Consider the following 17,651-nt stretch of genomic DNA (forward strand, 5'->3'; position numbering starts at 1 on the left):
AACCCATGCACAAGGACGTGAGGCCATGAACCGTTCCTCGATGCTGCTGCTGACCCTTGGTCCCTTGCTCGTACCGGGCGGCGCGGCGCACGGCACCAGCACCGGTTTCATCCAGGCGCAACTGATCATCAGCGCTGCTTGCCAGATCAGCAGCGATGAAACGCAACCGGCGACACTGGCCAACCCTGGATTGATGGATTTCGGTGCCCGAGGGCCCAATTGGGACGAGCCCGTGCGCAGTCGGGTGGATGACGTCGGCACCCAGGGCAGCTTGCAGATCAGCTGCACGCCTGAAGTGCGTGCGTTCAAGGTGAGCATCAATGCGGGCATGAACGGCGACGACGGGATACGCCGCCTGAGCAATGGGCGCGAGTTGATCCCTTACCAACTGGCCGTCGATCCTGCTGGCCGCAGCCACTATCCGGTCGGCCAGGCTCGGCCCTTCGTCATCAGCAGCACCCGGCAGATGCCCATTCCCATCTATGGCGTGCTGGTCGCACAGCCTCGTGCGCTACCCGCTGGCCTGTATCGCGACACCCTCAGAGTGACCCTGGACTGGTAACCCATCAAGGAGATATCGATGCGAACCCACCTCTCACGCTGCATCCTCGCCGGGCTGGGCATGGCGCTGGCGTCCCAGGCGCCGGCAGCCACCGTCACCGGTACCATCAACTCGACACTGACCCTCATTGCGGCTTGCCAGGTCAACGGCAGCTCAGGCACCTCGGGCCTGAATTTCGGCAGCCTGAACTTCGGTACTCAGGATGCCTTGTTCGGTACGGCCAACGCGCAGGTGCTCGGCGGCAGCGGCGGGGCCCTGAGTGTGCTGTGTTCAGCGGGCACGGTGCCGGCCATTCGGGTACGCGCAGGCGCCCACGATGGTCAGTCCACCGGGGGCACCCGTGCTCTGGCAGACGGCGCCGGCAACTTCGTTCCCTATGACTTCTATACCGATGCGGGGCGCACGCAGTTGCTGGCCATCGACGGCACGATCACGTTGCCGACCAGCACCGGGGTCGCGCAAACCGTCAACCTCTATGGGCAGGCACGTGGCAAGGCAGGTCTGCCCGCGGGGGTCTATACCGACACCGTCGCCGTCGAGCTGTCGTTCTGAGGCATGCGCGTTTGGCGTGCAGGGACCGTTGCCGGGTGCATGCTGATGCTGGCTGGCCCCCTGGGTGCGGCCACCACCAGCACCTTCGCGGTAAATGCGCAAGTTGTCGCCGGTTGTCTGGTCATAGGGGGCGCCACGCAGTACGGCACCCTGAACTACGGCACGCAGTCAGCCTTGTCCACGGCGGTGTTGAGTACGGCATTGGGCGGTTCAAGCGTGACGCTGCAGTGCACGCCGGGGGTAGTGCTGAGCATGAGCCTGGATGCTGGCCAGAACGCGAACGCAGGCGTGCGCAACCTCAAGCGTACGGGAGGCACGCAGGTAGTGCCTTACCAGTTGTACCAGGATGCTGCGTTGGCGCAGGGCATCGGCATTGGGCAAAACGTGAACGTGAGTTATGCCGACCCTGCAGCGGTAAGGTTGCCTGTCTACGGAAGGCTTCAACTACCCGGAACAGTGCCTGCCGGTACTTATACCGACGTGGTCCAGGTGACATTGACCTGGTGACCGGTCGATTCGCCAACATACCGTCCAGGGAGGGCTTCATGAGAGAACGCAGCAGATGGATCCGGGCCTTGTTGTTGATGTGCAGCGTGGCTGGCCAGCCGGTGTTAGCCGCCACGTCGGTACTGATCTGGCCCATTGACCCTGTGCTGGAAGCGGGACAGAAGGCAGGGGCGCTGTGGCTGGAAAATCGCGGGACCGCGGCGGCAAGCCTTCAAGTGCGTGTATTTGCCTGGCGTCAGGGGCACTTCGAGGAGCAGTTCAGCGCACAACGTGAAATCATCGGCAGCCCGCCGGTGGCCACTATCGCACCCGGTCAGAAGCAGCTCATTCGCCTGACCCGTACAGGGGCGGCACCCGCCGGTCAGGAACAGGCCTACCGCATCATCATCGACGAAATTCCCCCCGCAGTGCCCGTGGACAAGGCCGAGGCCGGGACCACGGCCGCAATTCGCCTGCAGATGCGCTACTCGGTGCCGCTGTTCGTCTACGGGGAAGGCCTGTGGGGCCGCCCGGACCCGAACGGCGAGCGCAACGAGCAGGGTGTAGGCAAGCCCCAGCTGACCTGGCAGCCGGTGATGGTACAGGGCAAGCCGTACATCGAGTTGCGAAACACCGGCCCGGTGCATGCACGCCTGACCGATGTGGTGGTGCAGCAAGGCAACCAGGCCAAACCTGTTGCAGAAGGGCTACTGGGCTATGTACTGCCCGGGGCCAGCATGCGCTGGCCAGCGCCGCTGGCCGTGGGGGCCGGTGGAATACTCAAGGGCCGGGTCAACGGCCAGGGTGAGGCGGCCGTCATCAACCAGGGTCGATAAGTTACAGGCAAGTCACAGGGCCAGGGAGGGCCCGGCAATGGTCAGGACCGATGCGTGAAGAGGTTCGCGACGAAGCGCCTGGGGTATCTGGGGCTGGCACTGGCCGGTTCTACCCTGGTGCTGGCGGACGACCTGCCGCCGCCGCCAACGGAGCTGTCGGCGGTTGCCGATGCCACCTTGTACCTGGACCTCACGGTGAACCAGATGCCGAAGGCTGAATTGGTGCCGGTGCAGCAAAGGGCCGGGCGCCTTTACATAGGCAGTGACGTGCTGCGCGCAGCAGGCCTCGTGTTGCCCGGCGACCCCTCAGGCGACGTGGCCCTGGACGCCGTTGCTGGGATGCATGCCGAATATGACAGCCAGAACCAGCAACTGCGGCTGGATGTGCCCCCAGGCTGGTTGCCGGACCAGCAAGTCGGTGAGCGCACGCTTTACCCGCCTACCGATGCGCGCAGCAGCTTCGGTGCCTTGTTCAACTATGACCTGTACCTGAACGATACCGATGACAGCGGCACCTATCTCGCCGCCTGGAATGAACTACGCGTGTTCGACAGCTGGGGGACCGTGTCCAGCACTGGCCAATGGCGGCGCTCGTTCAACGGCGTGACGCGCAGTGGCACGGGTGATGGATTCCTGCGTTACGACACCACCTGGCGCTTCACCGACGAGCAACGGATGCTGACCTTCGAGGCGGGTGACCTGATCACCGCCGCTTTGCCCTGGAGTAGCTCAGTGCGCCTGGGCGGGCTGCAGCTATCCAGGGATTTTGCCGCCCGGCCAGACCTTGTGACCTACCCGTTGCCCGCCTTCGCAGGCGAAGCGGCCGTGCCAACGTCCCTTGAGCTTTTCATCAATGGTTACCGGGCCAGCACCACCGAGTTGCAGCCTGGCCCCTATACCCTGACCAACGTCCCTTTCATCAACGGTGCCGGCGAGGCAGTGGTGGTGACCACCGACACCCTGGGCAGGCAAGTGTCCACGACCCTGCCGTTCTATGTGACCAGCAGCCTGTTGCAAAAAGGGTTGACCGACTATGCGGTAGCAGCCGGCAGTCTCAGGCGTGACTATGGGGTGCGCGACTTCGGATACGGCCCAGGCGTGGCCTCGGCCAGCCTGCGCCACGGCCTGAGCGATACCTTCACGCTGGAGGCCCATGGGCAAACGGCCGAGTCCCTGATGCTCGGGGGCCTGGGGACGAACATGCGCCTAGGGCAGTTCGGGGTGCTCAATGCTGCCCTAGCCCAAAGCCGTTTCGAAGGCAACCAAGGTCAGCAAACCGCCCTGGGTTACCAATACAACAGTCAACGCCTGGGGTTCAGCTACCAGCGGCTGCAACGCCATGGCGATTACGCTGATCTCACGCGCATCGACCGGCGCGACATGCAGCTGAGCAGGAGCAGTGAGCAGGTGACGCTGAGTTTGAACCTCAACCAGTACGGGAACCTGGGCGCCGGTTATTTCGATGTGCGCGCCGGGGACGGCACCCGCACACGTTTGATCAACCTCAGTTACAGCAGGCCCCTGTGGGGCAACAGCAGTATTTACTTCTCTGCTAATCGAGAGGTGGGTGATCGCCAATGGGCGGCGCAGGCGCAACTGGTGATTCCGTTCGACATGACCGGCACCCTGGCCTTGGGCATCGAACGCAACAAAGACGGCCAGCACCAGCAGCGGGTCAACTACAGCCGGGCGGTTCCGGTGGGCACCGGGGTGGGCTACAACCTCGGGTATGCCACCGGTAGCGATCGCCAGGCTTACCGCCAGGCCGACGCCACCTGGCGCCTGCAGTCGGTCCAGCTGCAGGCGGGTGTCTACGGCAGCAGTGGAGAAATGACCCGGTGGGCCGATGCCAGCGGCTCGATCGTGTGGATGGACGCCGGCTTGTTCGCGGCCAACCGCATCGATGATGCGTTCGTCGTGGTCAGCACCTCTGGCTACGCCGATGTGCCCGTGCGTTACGAAAACCAGCCGGTAGGCCGCACCGATAAACGTGGTCACCTGCTTGTGCCCTATAGCAGTGCCTACTACCGAGGCAAATATGAAATAGACCCGATGGATTTGCCGCCTGACATTCTGGCACCGCAAGTCGAGCAACGCGTTGCCGTGCGCCGTGGCAGCGGTTATCTGCTGGACTTCGAACTCAAGCAGGTGCAGGCAGCCAGCCTGGAACTGGTGGATGGCAATCAGCGACCGCTGAGCCTGGGCAGCCGCGTCAGACACGTGCAAAGCGGCGCGCAGGCCGTGGTGGGGTGGGATGGGCTGGTCTACCTGGAAAATTTGCAGGCCACTAACCGCTTGCAGGTCGAACTGGCGGGGGGAGGGCAGTGCGAGGTCGACTTCACCCTGCCAGAAAGCACCGGCTCGATCCCTGTGATCGGGCCGTTGGTGTGCAAGTGAGCCGCCATCAAGCCTGGCTCTGCGCAGGGCTTCTAGCCCTCTGCGCAGAGCCTGCCCTGGCCAAGTGCGCGTCGGTGGCCACCGCTCCCGCTCTGTTCGGCGCCCTCAATTCAACGCAGGTTCGCACCGCCGTGCAGACAGCAGCCACGGCGAACGCCGGTTTACAGTGCAATGGCACGGTATTGAGCGTGCTCAGCAACGCCGACTCGTTCAAGCTGACGGTACAGCCGTCCACGGGGGGGTTGCTTGGCCCTACAGGGGATGTCATCCCGTATACGCTCTACGCCGATGCCACCACCAACTTTCCCATCAGCCGCGGTGTTGCATTCGAGTACGGACGCACGGGTATCCTCGACCTGCTGGGCTTGCTCAACGGTACGCCCAAGACTGTACCGTTGTACCTTCGCACCCAGATCGGGAGTAACGTGGCGGCAGGTCTCTATCAGGAGACCCTCAAGCTGGATTGGACCTGGAACTATTGTGAAGGGCTTTCGATAGGCGGGTTGTGCATCGGGCGGGATACCGGATCAGGCACCCAGTACCTGACCGTCAGCCTGACGGTGACCAATGATTGCCAGATCGTTACGCCGAATATCAACTTCGGTTCTGCGCCTGTGGCCAGCGCCTTCGCAACGGTCAACCAGAGCCTGAGCGTTTCCTGTACCAAAGGCAGTGCCTACAGCGTCGGGCTCAGCGATGGGCAGAACGTGCTGAGCGGGCGGCGGCGCATGAAGTCGGCTGCCAACAATTACCTGGCGTACGACATCTACAAGGGCGCAGGCACCGTTCGCTGGGGCGCGAGCGGTAGCGCCAGGCGGGCCAGTGCCGAGGCCGACGTCAACCCGGGCATAGGCACTGGCACTGGCAGTCAGGTTTTCAACTACAACGCCCGCGTCTATACCGACCAGGCTACGCCGCCGGCGGCGAGCTACTCGGACAGCGTGGTACTGGACGTCCAGTTCTGAGAGAAGGCTCAGCGCAGGTCGTCTACCATCGCGGCGAGCGTATCCAATACGGCGCTCGCCAATGCCTTGGAGCGCAGCCCTGACCAGCCCGTGCGCGGGTCGGGGGCATCGTCGTGGTCCTTGAACGGCATCTCCAGGGTCAGTGACAAGCAGTCGTGCGCCATCCCCACGGCGTTGCAGGCCAACGTCGTGTTGGCCTGGCCTGGCGCGTCACGGGTGTAGCCATGGGTGGTCTGGAAGTCTGCCGTCAGGCTCATCAGCGTGTTGCGGAAGGTTTCTTCCAGGTGGGCGAGGCGGGCTGTGTAACCAGGGTTGCCCTCGCAGGCGGCAGTGAATACATGGGGGATTTCTTCATCCCCGTGCACGTCGATGAAGGCGTCCACGCCATACTGTTTCATCTGCGCCTGGGCGAAGAACACTTCCGGAGTGAGCTCGACATTGGCGTCCTGCCAGGCGCGGTTAAGGTCCTTGCCGGCGTAATTGGTGCGCAGATGGCCCAGGAAGGCACCATCAGGGTTCATGTTGGGAATCAGGTACAGATCAGCGCGGCTCAGCAGTTGCTGGACAGTGGCGTCGCCAGCCTGCAAACGGTCGATCAGCCCCTCCATGAACCACTCGGCCATGTGCTCACCGGGATGTTGCTGGGCGATGAACCACACCTTGCGCTTGCCCGCTGCACCGTCGCCTGCGCGCAGCAGCGGGATGTCGCGACCCTGGACGCTGCGGCCGCTGGCCAGCAATGTGATGCCTGGGAGGGCGAGCGCACGTTCGATCAGTTGATTGTGGCGTGCACGGGGGTAGGGCTCGAAGTAGGCGAACCAGATCTGCGGTTGCTGCGCCGTGATCTCGAAGCCCAGGGCGGTACCATCGAATTGGCTGGGCACCCGAAACCAGGTCTGCTGGTCGTAAGAGGCCACGGCGTTGTAGCCAGTCCAGGCATTCTTGTAAGACGAGCCAGCAGCGTTGTCGAGGCTGAACCGGTGTTTCTGCCCAGGCGTCAGGCCGCTGACGCGAAAGTGAAACCACTGGTAGTGGCCACTGTGGGTGTCCGGCCGGATGGCGAGGCAGACCTGGGCAGGATTGCTGGCGTCGATGACTTCGATGTTGCCAGAATCGAAGTCGCAATCGATATGCAGCGGTGACAGCGTCACGGTCATGGGCAGGCTCCTTGGCGATGTTGTTGTGCAGCTACTGTACACCGCTTGCAGGCCTCAAAGCGCCTCTGTGCGCCTGGCCATGGTCAGAGCCCCAGCTGGCTGAGGCTAGGATGATCATCAGGACGTCGGCCGAGCGGCCAATGGAACTTGCGCTCGCTTTCTGCGATTGGGTGCTCGTTGATGCTCGCGTGCCGATAGTGCATCAGCCCGTCGGGGGCGAACTCCCAGTTCTCGTTACCATACGCCCGGTGCCATTGGCCGCTGTCATCGCGGTACTCGTAGGCATAGCGCACGGCAATACGGTTTTCGGTGAAGGCCCAAAGCTCCTTGATCAGCCGATAATCGAGCTCGCGGTTCCATTTGCGGGTCAGAAAAGCCTCAACCTCGGCTCGCCCGCGGGGAAACTCGGCGCGATTGCGCCATACGGTATCGGGGGTATAGGCCAGCGACACCTTGGCAGCATCGCGACTGTTCCAGCCGTCTTCGGCCAGACGGACTTTCTCAATGGCGCTGTCGCGGGTGAAAGGTGGCAGGGGTGGACGGGACATTGCTCGACTCCTCGGCATGAATGTGTCCGAAAAGCGTAGCGTGCCTGGGGCAAAGCGAGAATCATCACCGGGCAGACTTCACAATTGCGTCGGCGACAACAATGCCGATGTGTGCGGAGTATCGGTGTGGTCGAGTGTGGGGGCTGCCCGTCACGACCGTGGCAGGTGCACGGCCGTGACGAACAACGGGCTCAGCGCCGGCGGAACAAAGGCAGCGGCTGGTCCGTGGCACCCTGGTAGGTGACCGAGAAGTCCTTCAGGCCCTGCAGGGCGTCTTCGGGGTCCTTGTCGGCGCGGATGGCGAATGCATCGAAACCGCAACGGGCCATGAAGAACAGCTGGTCGCGCAGCACATCGCCGATGGCGCGCAACTCACCCTTGTAGCCGTAGCGGTCGCGCAGCAGGCGGGCATTGGAATAGCTGCGCCCGTCCGTGAAGGCAGGGAAATTCAGGGCGATGACCTGGAAGTGCTGGACGTCCTCGCCAATCTCCTCAGCCTCCTGATCGCTGTCCAGCCAGATGCCCAGGCCACCGTCGCGGGCTTTCAGGGCATGGGCATGGTCGCGCCACATCTGCAAGGGCACGATGTAGTCGTCGCAGTTGGTCAGTTCGTCGAACGAAGTTTCCTTAGGCAGCAGGTGCCAGGTTTCGTCGACGATCTGGTTGTGCTTAATGATTCGCTGCATACACGCGTTCCTTGAAGGGGTCGATGCCGATGCGTTGGTACGTGTCGATGAAACGCTCTTCTTCGGTGCGTTGTTCGACGTAGACGGCGATCAGCTTCTCGATCACATCGGCCATGTCGTCCTGGGCGAACGAGGGGCCCAGGATCTTGCCAAGGCTGGCGTCGCGCGCGGCGTTGCCGCCCAGCGATACCTGGTAGAACTCTTCGCCCTTCTTGTCCACGCCCAGGATGCCGATATGACCGACGTGGTGGTGCCCGCACGCGTTCATGCAACCGGAGATGTTCAAGTCGATCTCGCCAATGTCGAACAGGTAGTCCAGGTCGTCGAAACGACGCTGGATGGATTCGGCGATGGGGATCGACTTGGCGTTGGCCAGGGAGCAGTAGTCACCGCCTGGGCAGCAGATGATATCGGTCAGCAGGCCAATGTTCGGGGTGGCGAATCCGCTCTCGCGCAGCTCCAGCCACAGGGCATGCAGCTGGCGTTGCTCGACGTCGGCCAGGATGATGTTCTGCTCGTGCGAGGTGCGCAGGAAGCCGAAGCTGTAACGTTCTGCCAAGTCGGCCACGGCGTCGAGCTGCTTGTCGGTGAGGTCACCTGGGGCAACGCCGGTGGGTTTGAGCGACAGGGTCACGGCCACGTAGCCAGGGCGTTTATGGGCGCGGGTGTTGCGTGAGCGCCAGCGCGCGAACCCTGGATGTTCGCTGTCCAGGGCGCTGTAGTCGACATCGTCCAGCGCCAGGTACTGCGGGTCGACGAAGTGACGCGACACGCGCTGCACTTCCGCCTCGGTCAGTGTGCTGCTGCCGCCACGCAGGTGGACCATTTCGGCCTCGACCTTTTCGGCGAAGACTTCAGGTGTCAGGGCCTTGACCAGAATCTTGATCCGCGCCTTGTACTTGTTGTCCCGGCGGCCGTAGCGGTTGTAGACGCGCAGGATAGCGTCCAGGTAGCTGATCAGGTCCTGCCAGGGCAGGAACTCATTGATGAACGAACCGACCACCGGTGTGCGGCCCAATCCGCCCCCGACCAGGACGCGGAAACCCAGCTCGCCAGCGTCGTTGCGCACCGGCTCAAGGCCGATGTCGTGCACTTCGATGGCCGCGCGGTCCTGTTTCGAACCGTTGATGGCGATCTTGAACTTGCGCGGCAGGAAGGCGAATTCCGGGTGGAACGTGGTCCACTGACGGACGATCTCGCACCAGGGGCGCGGGTCGATGACTTCATCGGCGGCAACGCCAGCGAACTGATCGGTGGTGGTGTTGCGCAGGCAGTTGCCGCTGGTCTGGATGGCGTGCATCTGCACGGTCGCCAATTCGGCCAGGATGTCGGGGATATCTTCCAGGGCCGGCCAGTTGAACTGCACGTTCTGGCGGGTGGAAATGTGCGCGTAGCCCTTGTCGTAATCGCGGGCGATCTTGGCCAGGGTACGCACCTGCCGGGCATTGAGTTGGCCATAAGGAACGGCGACACGCAGCATCGGCGCGAATCGTTGAATGTATAGGCCGTTCTGCAGGCGCAGCGGGCGGAATTCTTCCTCGCTCAGCTCACCGGCCAGGTAGCGGCGGGTCTGATCACGGAACTGCTTGACGCGGTCCTCGATGATCCGCTGATCGTATTCGTCATATACGTACATAAAAGTCCTGTCTCAGGCATGCAGCTATTCGCGCGCACGGCCGCGCACTCCGGTTCGGAGCCGGGGCACCATAGCAGGTTGTATTTATGCGCAAAAGTGATGTTTTTGCATATGAAAAGAACCAAACGGACTATGTGAGACTGACTGCCATTTATGCGCCAGTTCTGACCCGAGGGGTATAATCCTGGGTTTGCTTCAGAGACGTCAGCCAATGCTCAAGGCCCTGTACCGCTGCCTTTGCCTGTGCCTCGCCCTGCCATTGAGCGCAGGTGCGCAGCCGGTGTCAGTGGTTTTCCTCAACCCGGGCTCGCCAGACGAGACATTCTGGACCAGCTACAGCCGGTTCATGCAGTCCGCCGCTGACGAACTGGGCATGGACTTGCGTGTGGAGTATGGCGAGCGCCGGACCGATCTTGCCTTGAGCCAGGTCCGGGCGGCCCTCGATGGGCCCAGGCGACCTGATTACCTGGTACTGGTAAACGAGCAGTACATCGCCCCCGAGATCATGCGCCTGTCGCAAGGGGCGGGGGTCAAGCTGTTGCTGGTCAACAACGGCTTGACGCCTAGCCAGGCGCGGGCTGTCAGCGCTCGGCCTGACAAATTCGCGCAGCCGTTGGGTTCTTTGACCACCAATGACGAACAAGCCGGTTTCCAGATGTTGCGTGAAATGATCGCGCAATTGCCTGCCACCAGTGGCCCAGTGGATTTGGTCGCGTTCTCAGGCGTGAAGACTACGCCTGCCTCGCAGCGCCGGGAAGAAGGCATGCGCCGCGCCTTGGCCGACTTCCCCCAGGTGCGCTTGCGGCAGGTGGTGTACGGCGGGTGGAGCCGGCAGCGCGCCTACGAGCAGGCGCGGTTTCTGCTCGAACGCTACCCACAGACACGGCTTGTATGGTCGGCCAACGACGAGATGGCCTTTGGGGCCATGCAGGCGTTCGAGGAAGCGGGGCTCAAGCCAGGCAAGGATGTGATGTTCAGTGCGGTGAATAGCTCGGGGGAGGCGTTGCGTGCGCGTCTGGATGGGCGCTTGAGTGTACTGATGGGCGGGCATTTCAGCCTTGGGGGCTGGGCCATGGTCATGCTGTATGACGATGCCCACGGCCTGCCGTTCGGGCGCGACGGCCTGCGCAATTACAGCCTGCCTGTGCTGCAGAGCATCGACCAGGCCAAGGCCGGGCAATGGCTTGAACGACTGGAGTTGGCCGACCATGGGGTGGACTTCAAGGCGTACAGCGCGATAGGGCGCACGGCTGGCTATCAGTACCCGTTCCTGACGTCACCGGTCGAATACTGAAAAGCCCTGCTTGAGCAAAGGTCTTTGCTGGTCTTAACTGCCGATTGTACGGTGCATTCCCATAATCACTACAAGAGGCAATGCCATGACCAACCCAACGAAGTTGCGCAAGTCCAGCCATGGCGTCGATACATGGGCAATCCTGTGCCTGGTCGCGCTGTTCGTCATCACGGCGGTGTATTGGGGCACTCACCCCTAATCCTGCTCACCGATCACATGGCGCATCAACACTGACGCGCCTTGTTTCCAGCTGCGCCCCACGGGAACAGCTGGATGCGGGTGTGCCTTAGCTGTCATACCCGAGGTTTGGCGCCAGCCAGCGCTCGCTGACACTCACGGGTTGACCTTTGCGGGTGCTGTAGCACTCGATCTGATCCTTGTCCACCTTGCCCACCGCAAAGTACTGCGCCTGCGGGTGGGCGAAATACCAGCCGCTGACAGCCGCGGCCGGGAACATGGCGTAATGCTCGGTCAGGAAGACGCCGCTTGGGCCGGTTTCGCCGATGGCGCTGCCGTCGAGCAGGCGGAACAGGGTTTCTTTCTCGGTGTGGTCGGGGCATGCCGGGTAGCCCGGCGCCGGACGAATGCCACGGTACTGCTCCTTGATCAGCGCTTCGTTGTCCAGCTGCTCCTCCCGGGCATACCCCCAATAATCCTTGCGCACCTGCTCATGCAACCATTCGGCGCAGGCCTCGGCCAGGCGATCGGCCAGGGCCTTGACCATGATCGAGCTGTAGTCGTCGCCTTTGTCCTGGTACGCCTTGGCGACTTCTTCGGCCCCGATACCGGCCGTGGTGATGAACCCGCCCACGTAGTCGGTCACACCGCTGGCCTTGGGGGCCACGAAGTCGGCCAGCGACCAGTTGGGCTTGCCGTCGGGCTTGATGGTCTGCTGGCGCAGGTGGTGCAAGGTCGCCAGCGCAGCGCCGTCTTCGCCGTACACCTCGATGTCGTCATCGGCCACCTGGTTGGCGGGCCAGAAGCCAAACACTGCGCGAGCACTGATGAGTTTTTCGTCGATCAGTTTGTCGAGCATCTCGCGGGCGTCCGCATACAGGGCAGTCGCCGCCTCGCCAACGACTTCGTCCGTGAGAATTCGCGGGAACTTGCCCGCCAGATCCCAGGAGATGAAGAACGGCGTCCAGTCGATGTATTGGGCCAGGGTGCGCAGGTCGATGTCATGCAGGACCTTGGTACCAGTGAAGGAGGGTACGGCTGGCTGGTAGCCGGCCCAGTCGTACTGGGGTTTGGCCGCCACTGCCTGGGCGTAGGTGAGGCGCTCGGTCCGGGCGCTGCGGTTGGCCGTGCGCGCGCGTACCTCTTCGTAGTCCTGGCGTGTGCGTTCGACGAAACCCGCCTTGAGCTCCTTGGACAGCAATTGCGTCGCCACGCCGACGGCGCGAGACGCATCGGTGACGTAGATCACGGCGTCATTGCTGTACTTGGGCTCGATCTTCACGGCCGTATGGGCCTTGGAGGTGGTGGCACCGCCGATCATCAACGGCAGCTCGAAACCCTGGCGCTGCATCTCGCGCGCCACATGCACCATCTCGTCCAGCGACGGTGTGATCAGGCCCGACAGGCCAATGATGTCGCATTTCTCGTCCCGAGCCGTCTGCAGGATCTTCTCGGCGGGCACCATCACGCCCAGGTCGACGATGTCGTAGCCGTTGCAGCCGAGCACCACGCCGACGATGTTCTTGCCGATGTCGTGCACATCGCCTTTGACCGTCGCCATCAGGATCTTGCCCTTGGCCTCGGGCTTGTCGCCTTTTTCGGCTTCGATGAACGGAATCAAGTGCGCAACGGCTTGCTTCATCACCCGGGCCGACTTGACCACTTGGGGCAGGAACATCTTGCCTGCGCCGAACAGGTCGCCGACCACGTTCATGCCGCTCATCAAGGGGCCTTCGATGACCTCGATCGGCCGCGCACATTGCTGGCGGCACGCCTCGGTGTCCTCGACGATGAACGCCGTGATGCCCTTGACCAGCGCATGCTCCAGGCGCTTTTCCACCGGCAGCGAGCGCCACTGCTCGTTCTCGACTTCCCGCGTGGCACCGCCGCCCTTGTAGTCGTCGGCAATGGCCAGCAGCGCATCGGTGCCCTGGGGCGTGCGGTTGAGCACCACATCCTCGACCTTTTCCCGCAACGGCGCTGGGATCTGGTCGTAGATTTCCAACTGCCCGGCATTAACGATGCCCATGGTCAGGCCATTGGCGATGGCGTGGTACAGGAACACCGAGTGAATCGCCTCGCGCACCGGGTTATTGCCCCGGAACGAGAACGACACGTTGGACACCCCACCCGAGGTCAAGGCGTGCGGCAGGTGGTCGCGGATATAGGCGCAGGCCTCGATGAAATCCACGGCATAGTTGTTGTGTTCCTCGATGCCGGTGGCGACAGCGAAGATGTTCGGGTCGAAGATGATGTCTTCTGCGGGGAAGCCCACCTCGTTGACCAGAATGTCGTAGCTGCGCTTGCAGATTTCCTGCTTGCGCGCGGCAGTGTCGGCCTGGCCGACCTCGTCGAAGGCCATGACCACCACGGCTGCGCCATAGCGCTTGCACAAGCGGGCATGGTGCTTGAACTGCTCAACGCCTTCTTTCATGGAAATGGAGTTGACGATGCCTTTGCCCTGGATGCACTTGAGGCCAGCCTCGATCACTTCCCACTTCGAAGAGTCGATCATGATCGGTACGCGCGAGATGTCCGGCTCGCCGGCGATCAGGTTGAGGAAACGGACCATGGCCGCCTGGGAGTCGAGCATCCCTTCGTCCATGTTGATGTCGATGACCTGGGCGCCGGCCTCTACCTGCTGCAGCGCCACTTCCAGGGCCTCGGTGTAGTTTTCCTCGCGAATCAGCCGCGCGAACCTGGCCGAGCCGGTGATGTTGGTGCGCTCACCGACGTTGACGAACAACGACTGGCGATCGATGGTGAAGGGCTCCAGGCCCGAGAGGCGGCATGCCTTGGCGATTTCCGGAATTGGCCGTGGCGGGTACTTGGCCACGGCCTCGGCGATTGCCTGGATATGCCCAGGGGTGGTGCCACAGCAACCGCCAATGATGTTCAAGAAGCCACTGGCGGCGAACTCCTCGACCACGGCCGCCATTTCCGCCGGGGTTTCGTCGTACTCACCGAAGGCATTGGGCAAGCCCGCATTGGGGTGCGCAGAAACGTGAGTGTCGGCCTTGCCCGACAACTCTTCCAGGTAAGGGCGCAAGTCCTTGGCGCCCAAAGCGCAGTTCAGGCCGACGGATATAGGCTTGGCGTGCCGGACCGAGTTCCAGAAGGCTTCGGTGGTCTGCCCGGACAATGTGCGGCCGGAGGCATCGGTGATGGTGCCGGAAATCATGATCGGCAGCTCGATGCCGTCGTCCTCGAACACCTGCTGCACGGCGAAGATCGCCGCCTTGGCATTGAGGGTGTCGAAGATGGTTTCGATCAGGATCAGGTCGGCACCGCCCTCGATCAGCCCGCGGGTGGCCTCGATGTAGTTTTCCACCAGCGCGTCGAACGTGACGTTGCGGTAGCCCGGGTCGTTCACATCGGGGGAGATCGAGCAGGTGCGGCTGGTCGGGCCGAGCACGCCCGCCACGAAGCGCGGCTTGTCGGGTGTTTCCAGCGTCTTGGCATCGGCCACTTGGCGGGCGATGCGCGCGCCTTGCACGTTCAACTCATACACCAGCGTTTCCATGCCATAGTCGGCTTGGGAGATCTGGGTGGCATTGAACGTGTTGGTCTCGAGGATATCGGCGCCCGCGTCCAGGTAGGCCATCTCGATGGCCGCGATGATATCTGGACGGCTGAGCAGCAGCAGGTCATTGTTGCCTTTGACGTCGCTTGGCCAATCGGCAAAGCGCGTGCCACGATAGTCGGCTTCCTCCAACCGGTAGCTCTGGATCATTGTGCCCATGCCGCCATCGAGAATGAGGATGCGCTCTTTAAGTGCTTGTTGAAGTGCATGAAGACGAGCGCTGCGGTCGGACATATGAACTACCTGGTCGGGCGGAAATCAGAAAGTGTTGAATCATAACAAAGCTGCACGGTTTTTAGGGGTGCGGCCTGTTTTCATGAAATATGCTCATGTTGCCTGATTCCGTACCGGCTATTAATACAAACACTGCCAATTTTTCATTGCCTTGGCTGCACTTGATCAGGACATCTCGCACATGGTGCATCGTATGCTTGCCGGCCTTGCCGCCCTTTTACTCAGTGGCGCAGTGCTTGGGCAAGGCCTCCAACCCGCTCCCGCCATTTCCTATACCCGTGATGTCCAGCCGATCTTCACCGAGAAATGCGTTGCCTGCCACGCCTGCAACGACGCCGCCTGCCAGCTCAAGCTCGAAGCAGCCGAAGGTGCCGTGCGCGGCGCCAGCAAGGTTCCCGTCTATCAGGGCGAGCGTAGCAAGGCCGTAGCGCCCACCCGGTTGTTCTACGACGCCCATAGCGAGGCCGAGTGGCGCAAGAAGGGCTTCTATTCGGTGCTCGACAACCAGGGCAGTCAAGCCGCATTGATGGCGCGCATGCTCGAGCTGGGGCACAAGACGCCGCTCACGCCAAATGCCAAGGTGCCGGATGAGATTGCACTAGGCCTGAACCGCAACAATATGTGCCCGCTGCCCCATGAGTTCGACGCCTACGCCGGTGCGCATCCCAAGGAAGGCATGCCGCTGGCCGTCACCGGCCTGACCGACCAGGAATACGCGACACTGCGTGGCTGGCTGGCGGCGGGTGCGCCAGTCGAGTACCAGGCGATCAAGCCCAGTGCCAGCGAAGCCCGTCAGATCGCCGAATGGGAAGCGCTGCTCAATCGTCCTGGGGCTTCAGAAGCCCTGGTGGGGCGTTGGCTGTACGAGCATCTGTTCCTCGCCCATATCCACTTTACCGGGGGTGAGCAGGGGCACTTTTTCCAATGGGTGCGTTCGCGCACGCCCAGCGGGCAGCCTGCCGATATCATCGCCACGCGCAGGCCCAATGATCCGCCCGGAACTGAGTTCTTCTATCGCCTGATTCCCGTCCAGGGCGTGATCGTGCACAAGACACACATCACCTACCCCCTGGGTCCGCAAAAACTCAAGCGGGTCAAGCAGCTCTTCTACGCCGGCGATTGGCAGGTGACCACGCTGCCAGGCTACGGCCCTCGTCACCGCGCCAACCCTTTCGAAACCTTCGAGGCGATCCCGGCGGTGGCTCGCTACCAGTTCATGCTCGACAACGCCGAGTACTTCGTACGCACCTTTATACGCGGGCCGGTGTGCCGTGGGCAGATTGCCACGGACGTGATCCGCGACAACTTCTGGGCGCTGTTCCAGGAGCCTGCCTTCGACCGCTACGTCACCGATGCCCGTTACCGTGGCAAGGCCACGCCCTTGCTCGCCATGCCGGGTCAGAACGACGATGTGGGCAGTGTGCTTGCGCTGTGGCGCGCCTATCGCGACAAGCGCAACGAGTACGAGAAACTGCGCCGTGAAGCCTATGCCGACATGCCAGCCCCGGGCTGGTCGACCTTGTGGACAGGCAACGACAACGCGTTGCTGAGCATCTTCCGTCACTTCGACAGCGCTACAGTGACCAAGGGCCTGGTGGGGGATGTGCCCCTGACGATGTGGTTGTTCGACTACCCCTTGCTGGAGCGCACCTACTACCAGCTGGCGGTCAACTTCGACGTCTTCGGCAACCTGTCGCACCAGCTGCAGACGCGCCTGTACTTCGACTTGATCCGCAACGGCGCCGAGGTCAACTTCCTGCGCCTGATGCCGGCCGAGTCCCGCCAGGGCATCCTGAGCGACTGGTATCAAGACAGCGGCAAGATAAAGATGTGGCTCGACTACGAAAACATCGACGCCGATACCCCGAGCGGCCTTGCCCTGAGTCCACACGATCCCAAACGCGACTTCGGGTTGCAGCTGATCGCGCGGACCGCCAGCATCAATGCTTCACCCGACCCGATCAATCGCTGCCAGGGGGCGTACTGTTCGCGGCCGCAGATGACTGAAGAGTTCCGCAATGCAGAGCAGTCCCTCAGCCGGCTGGTCTCGCGTCCCGCCGCAGGGTTGAAAGTGATCAATCAATTGCCCGAGGCGACGCTGCTGCGCATCGAAGGGCAGGGTGGGCAGCGGCAGGTCTATACCTTGATGCGCAACCGGGCGCACAGCAACGTGGCATTCCTGTTGGGCGAGGCTTATCGTTACCAGCCTGGCCTCGATACCCTGACCTTGCAGCCCGGGGTCATGACCAGCTACCCCAACTTCATGTTCAATGTGCCAGCCGCCGAAGTACCGGTTTTCGTCGACCTGATGAGTCAGGCCAAGGATGATACCGCTCGCTTCGAGCGCATCGTCGAGCGATGGGGTATACGCCGAACTCACCCGCAATTCTGGCGTTATTTCCATGACCTGAGTGCGTTCATTCTGGAAACCGACCCGGTGGAGGCCGGCGTGCTGGACATGAACCGCTACGAAAACCTCTGATCGGGGCGCGCTGACCTTTCGCGCCCTCCTGCGGTCCCAAGCCATGAGTGGCACCG

The 17,651-nt window shown here is 62.5% G+C and carries 13 protein-coding genes; 8 read left to right on the forward strand and 5 right to left on the reverse strand.

Annotated features, from left to right (window positions below; genetic code table 11):
• Positions 1 to 25: 25 nt before the first annotated feature.
• The 6 genes from ACK59L_RS01305 (at position 26) to ACK59L_RS01330 (ending at position 5,798) form a co-directional block, all read left to right on the forward strand.
• Positions 26 to 562: a spore coat U domain-containing protein gene (locus tag ACK59L_RS01305; RefSeq protein ID WP_167340308.1), complete on the forward strand. Its 537-nt coding sequence runs from the start codon at positions 26 to 28 to the stop codon at positions 560 to 562.
• Positions 563 to 580: 18 nt separating this feature from the next.
• Positions 581 to 1,114, forward strand: a complete 534-nt coding sequence (locus ACK59L_RS01310) for a spore coat U domain-containing protein (protein ID WP_058603835.1) — start codon at positions 581 to 583, stop codon at positions 1,112 to 1,114.
• 3 nt (positions 1,115 to 1,117) lie between these two features.
• Entirely contained in the window at positions 1,118 to 1,621 is a 504-nt protein-coding gene (locus ACK59L_RS01315) for a spore coat U domain-containing protein (protein ID WP_058603836.1), read from the forward strand.
• A 38-nt stretch (positions 1,622 to 1,659) separates the two neighbouring features.
• Positions 1,660 to 2,436, forward strand: coding sequence for a molecular chaperone (locus ACK59L_RS01320; protein ID WP_409271381.1), 777 nt, complete (start codon positions 1,660 to 1,662; stop codon positions 2,434 to 2,436).
• 99 nt (positions 2,437 to 2,535) lie between these two features.
• On the forward strand, positions 2,536 to 4,833 hold the full coding sequence (locus tag ACK59L_RS01325; protein ID WP_409271536.1) for a fimbria/pilus outer membrane usher protein: 2,298 nt from the start codon (positions 2,536 to 2,538) through the stop codon (positions 4,831 to 4,833).
• Positions 4,830 to 5,798, forward strand: a complete 969-nt coding sequence (locus ACK59L_RS01330) for a spore coat protein U domain-containing protein (RefSeq protein WP_409271383.1) — start codon at positions 4,830 to 4,832, stop codon at positions 5,796 to 5,798. Before ACK59L_RS01325 ends, ACK59L_RS01330 begins: the two co-directional genes overlap by 4 nt.
• Before the next feature lie 8 nt (positions 5,799 to 5,806).
• Here the strand turns inward: ACK59L_RS01330 and ACK59L_RS01335 are convergent, their stop codons facing one another.
• The 4 genes from ACK59L_RS01335 to ACK59L_RS01350 form a co-directional block, all read right to left on the reverse strand.
• A complete protein-coding gene (locus ACK59L_RS01335; protein ID WP_409271385.1) occupies positions 5,807 to 6,955 on the reverse strand; it encodes a M14-type cytosolic carboxypeptidase in 1,149 nt (382 codons plus the stop codon).
• An 83-nt stretch (positions 6,956 to 7,038) separates the two neighbouring features.
• On the reverse strand, positions 7,039 to 7,503 hold the full coding sequence (locus ACK59L_RS01340; protein ID WP_058603841.1) for a nuclear transport factor 2 family protein: 465 nt from the start codon (positions 7,501 to 7,503) through the stop codon (positions 7,039 to 7,041).
• 191 nt (positions 7,504 to 7,694) lie between these two features.
• Positions 7,695 to 8,189, reverse strand: a complete 495-nt coding sequence (locus ACK59L_RS01345) for a DUF934 domain-containing protein (RefSeq protein WP_027914639.1) — start codon at positions 8,187 to 8,189, stop codon at positions 7,695 to 7,697.
• Positions 8,173 to 9,825, reverse strand: coding sequence for a nitrite/sulfite reductase (locus tag ACK59L_RS01350; protein WP_027914640.1), 1,653 nt, complete (start codon positions 9,823 to 9,825; stop codon positions 8,173 to 8,175). Before ACK59L_RS01350 ends, ACK59L_RS01345 begins: the two co-directional genes overlap by 17 nt.
• Positions 9,826 to 10,036: 211 nt before the next feature.
• Between ACK59L_RS01350 and ACK59L_RS01355 the strand changes: the two genes are divergently transcribed.
• The gene (locus tag ACK59L_RS01355) at positions 10,037 to 11,119 is read left to right on the forward strand and encodes an ABC transporter substrate-binding protein (RefSeq protein ID WP_409271388.1); all 1,083 of its coding nucleotides are present in this window, start codon (positions 10,037 to 10,039) and stop codon (positions 11,117 to 11,119) included.
• A gap of 286 nt (positions 11,120 to 11,405) precedes the next feature.
• Here ACK59L_RS01355 and metH read toward each other — a convergent pair whose 3' ends face one another.
• Positions 11,406 to 15,113, reverse strand: a complete 3,708-nt coding sequence (gene metH / locus ACK59L_RS01360) for a methionine synthase (protein ID WP_409271390.1) — start codon at positions 15,111 to 15,113, stop codon at positions 11,406 to 11,408.
• Between the two features lie 181 nt (positions 15,114 to 15,294).
• On the opposite strand from metH, the gene ACK59L_RS01365 reads away from it, so the two are divergent.
• On the forward strand, positions 15,295 to 17,595 hold the full coding sequence (locus tag ACK59L_RS01365; protein ID WP_409271392.1) for a fatty acid cis/trans isomerase: 2,301 nt from the start codon (positions 15,295 to 15,297) through the stop codon (positions 17,593 to 17,595).
• The last annotated feature ends 56 nt before the right edge of the window (positions 17,596 to 17,651 follow it).

The sequence above is a fragment of the Pseudomonas sp. KCJK9111 genome (assembly GCF_046231935.1).
Taxonomy (GTDB): domain Bacteria; phylum Pseudomonadota; class Gammaproteobacteria; order Pseudomonadales; family Pseudomonadaceae; genus Aquipseudomonas; species Aquipseudomonas parafulva_B.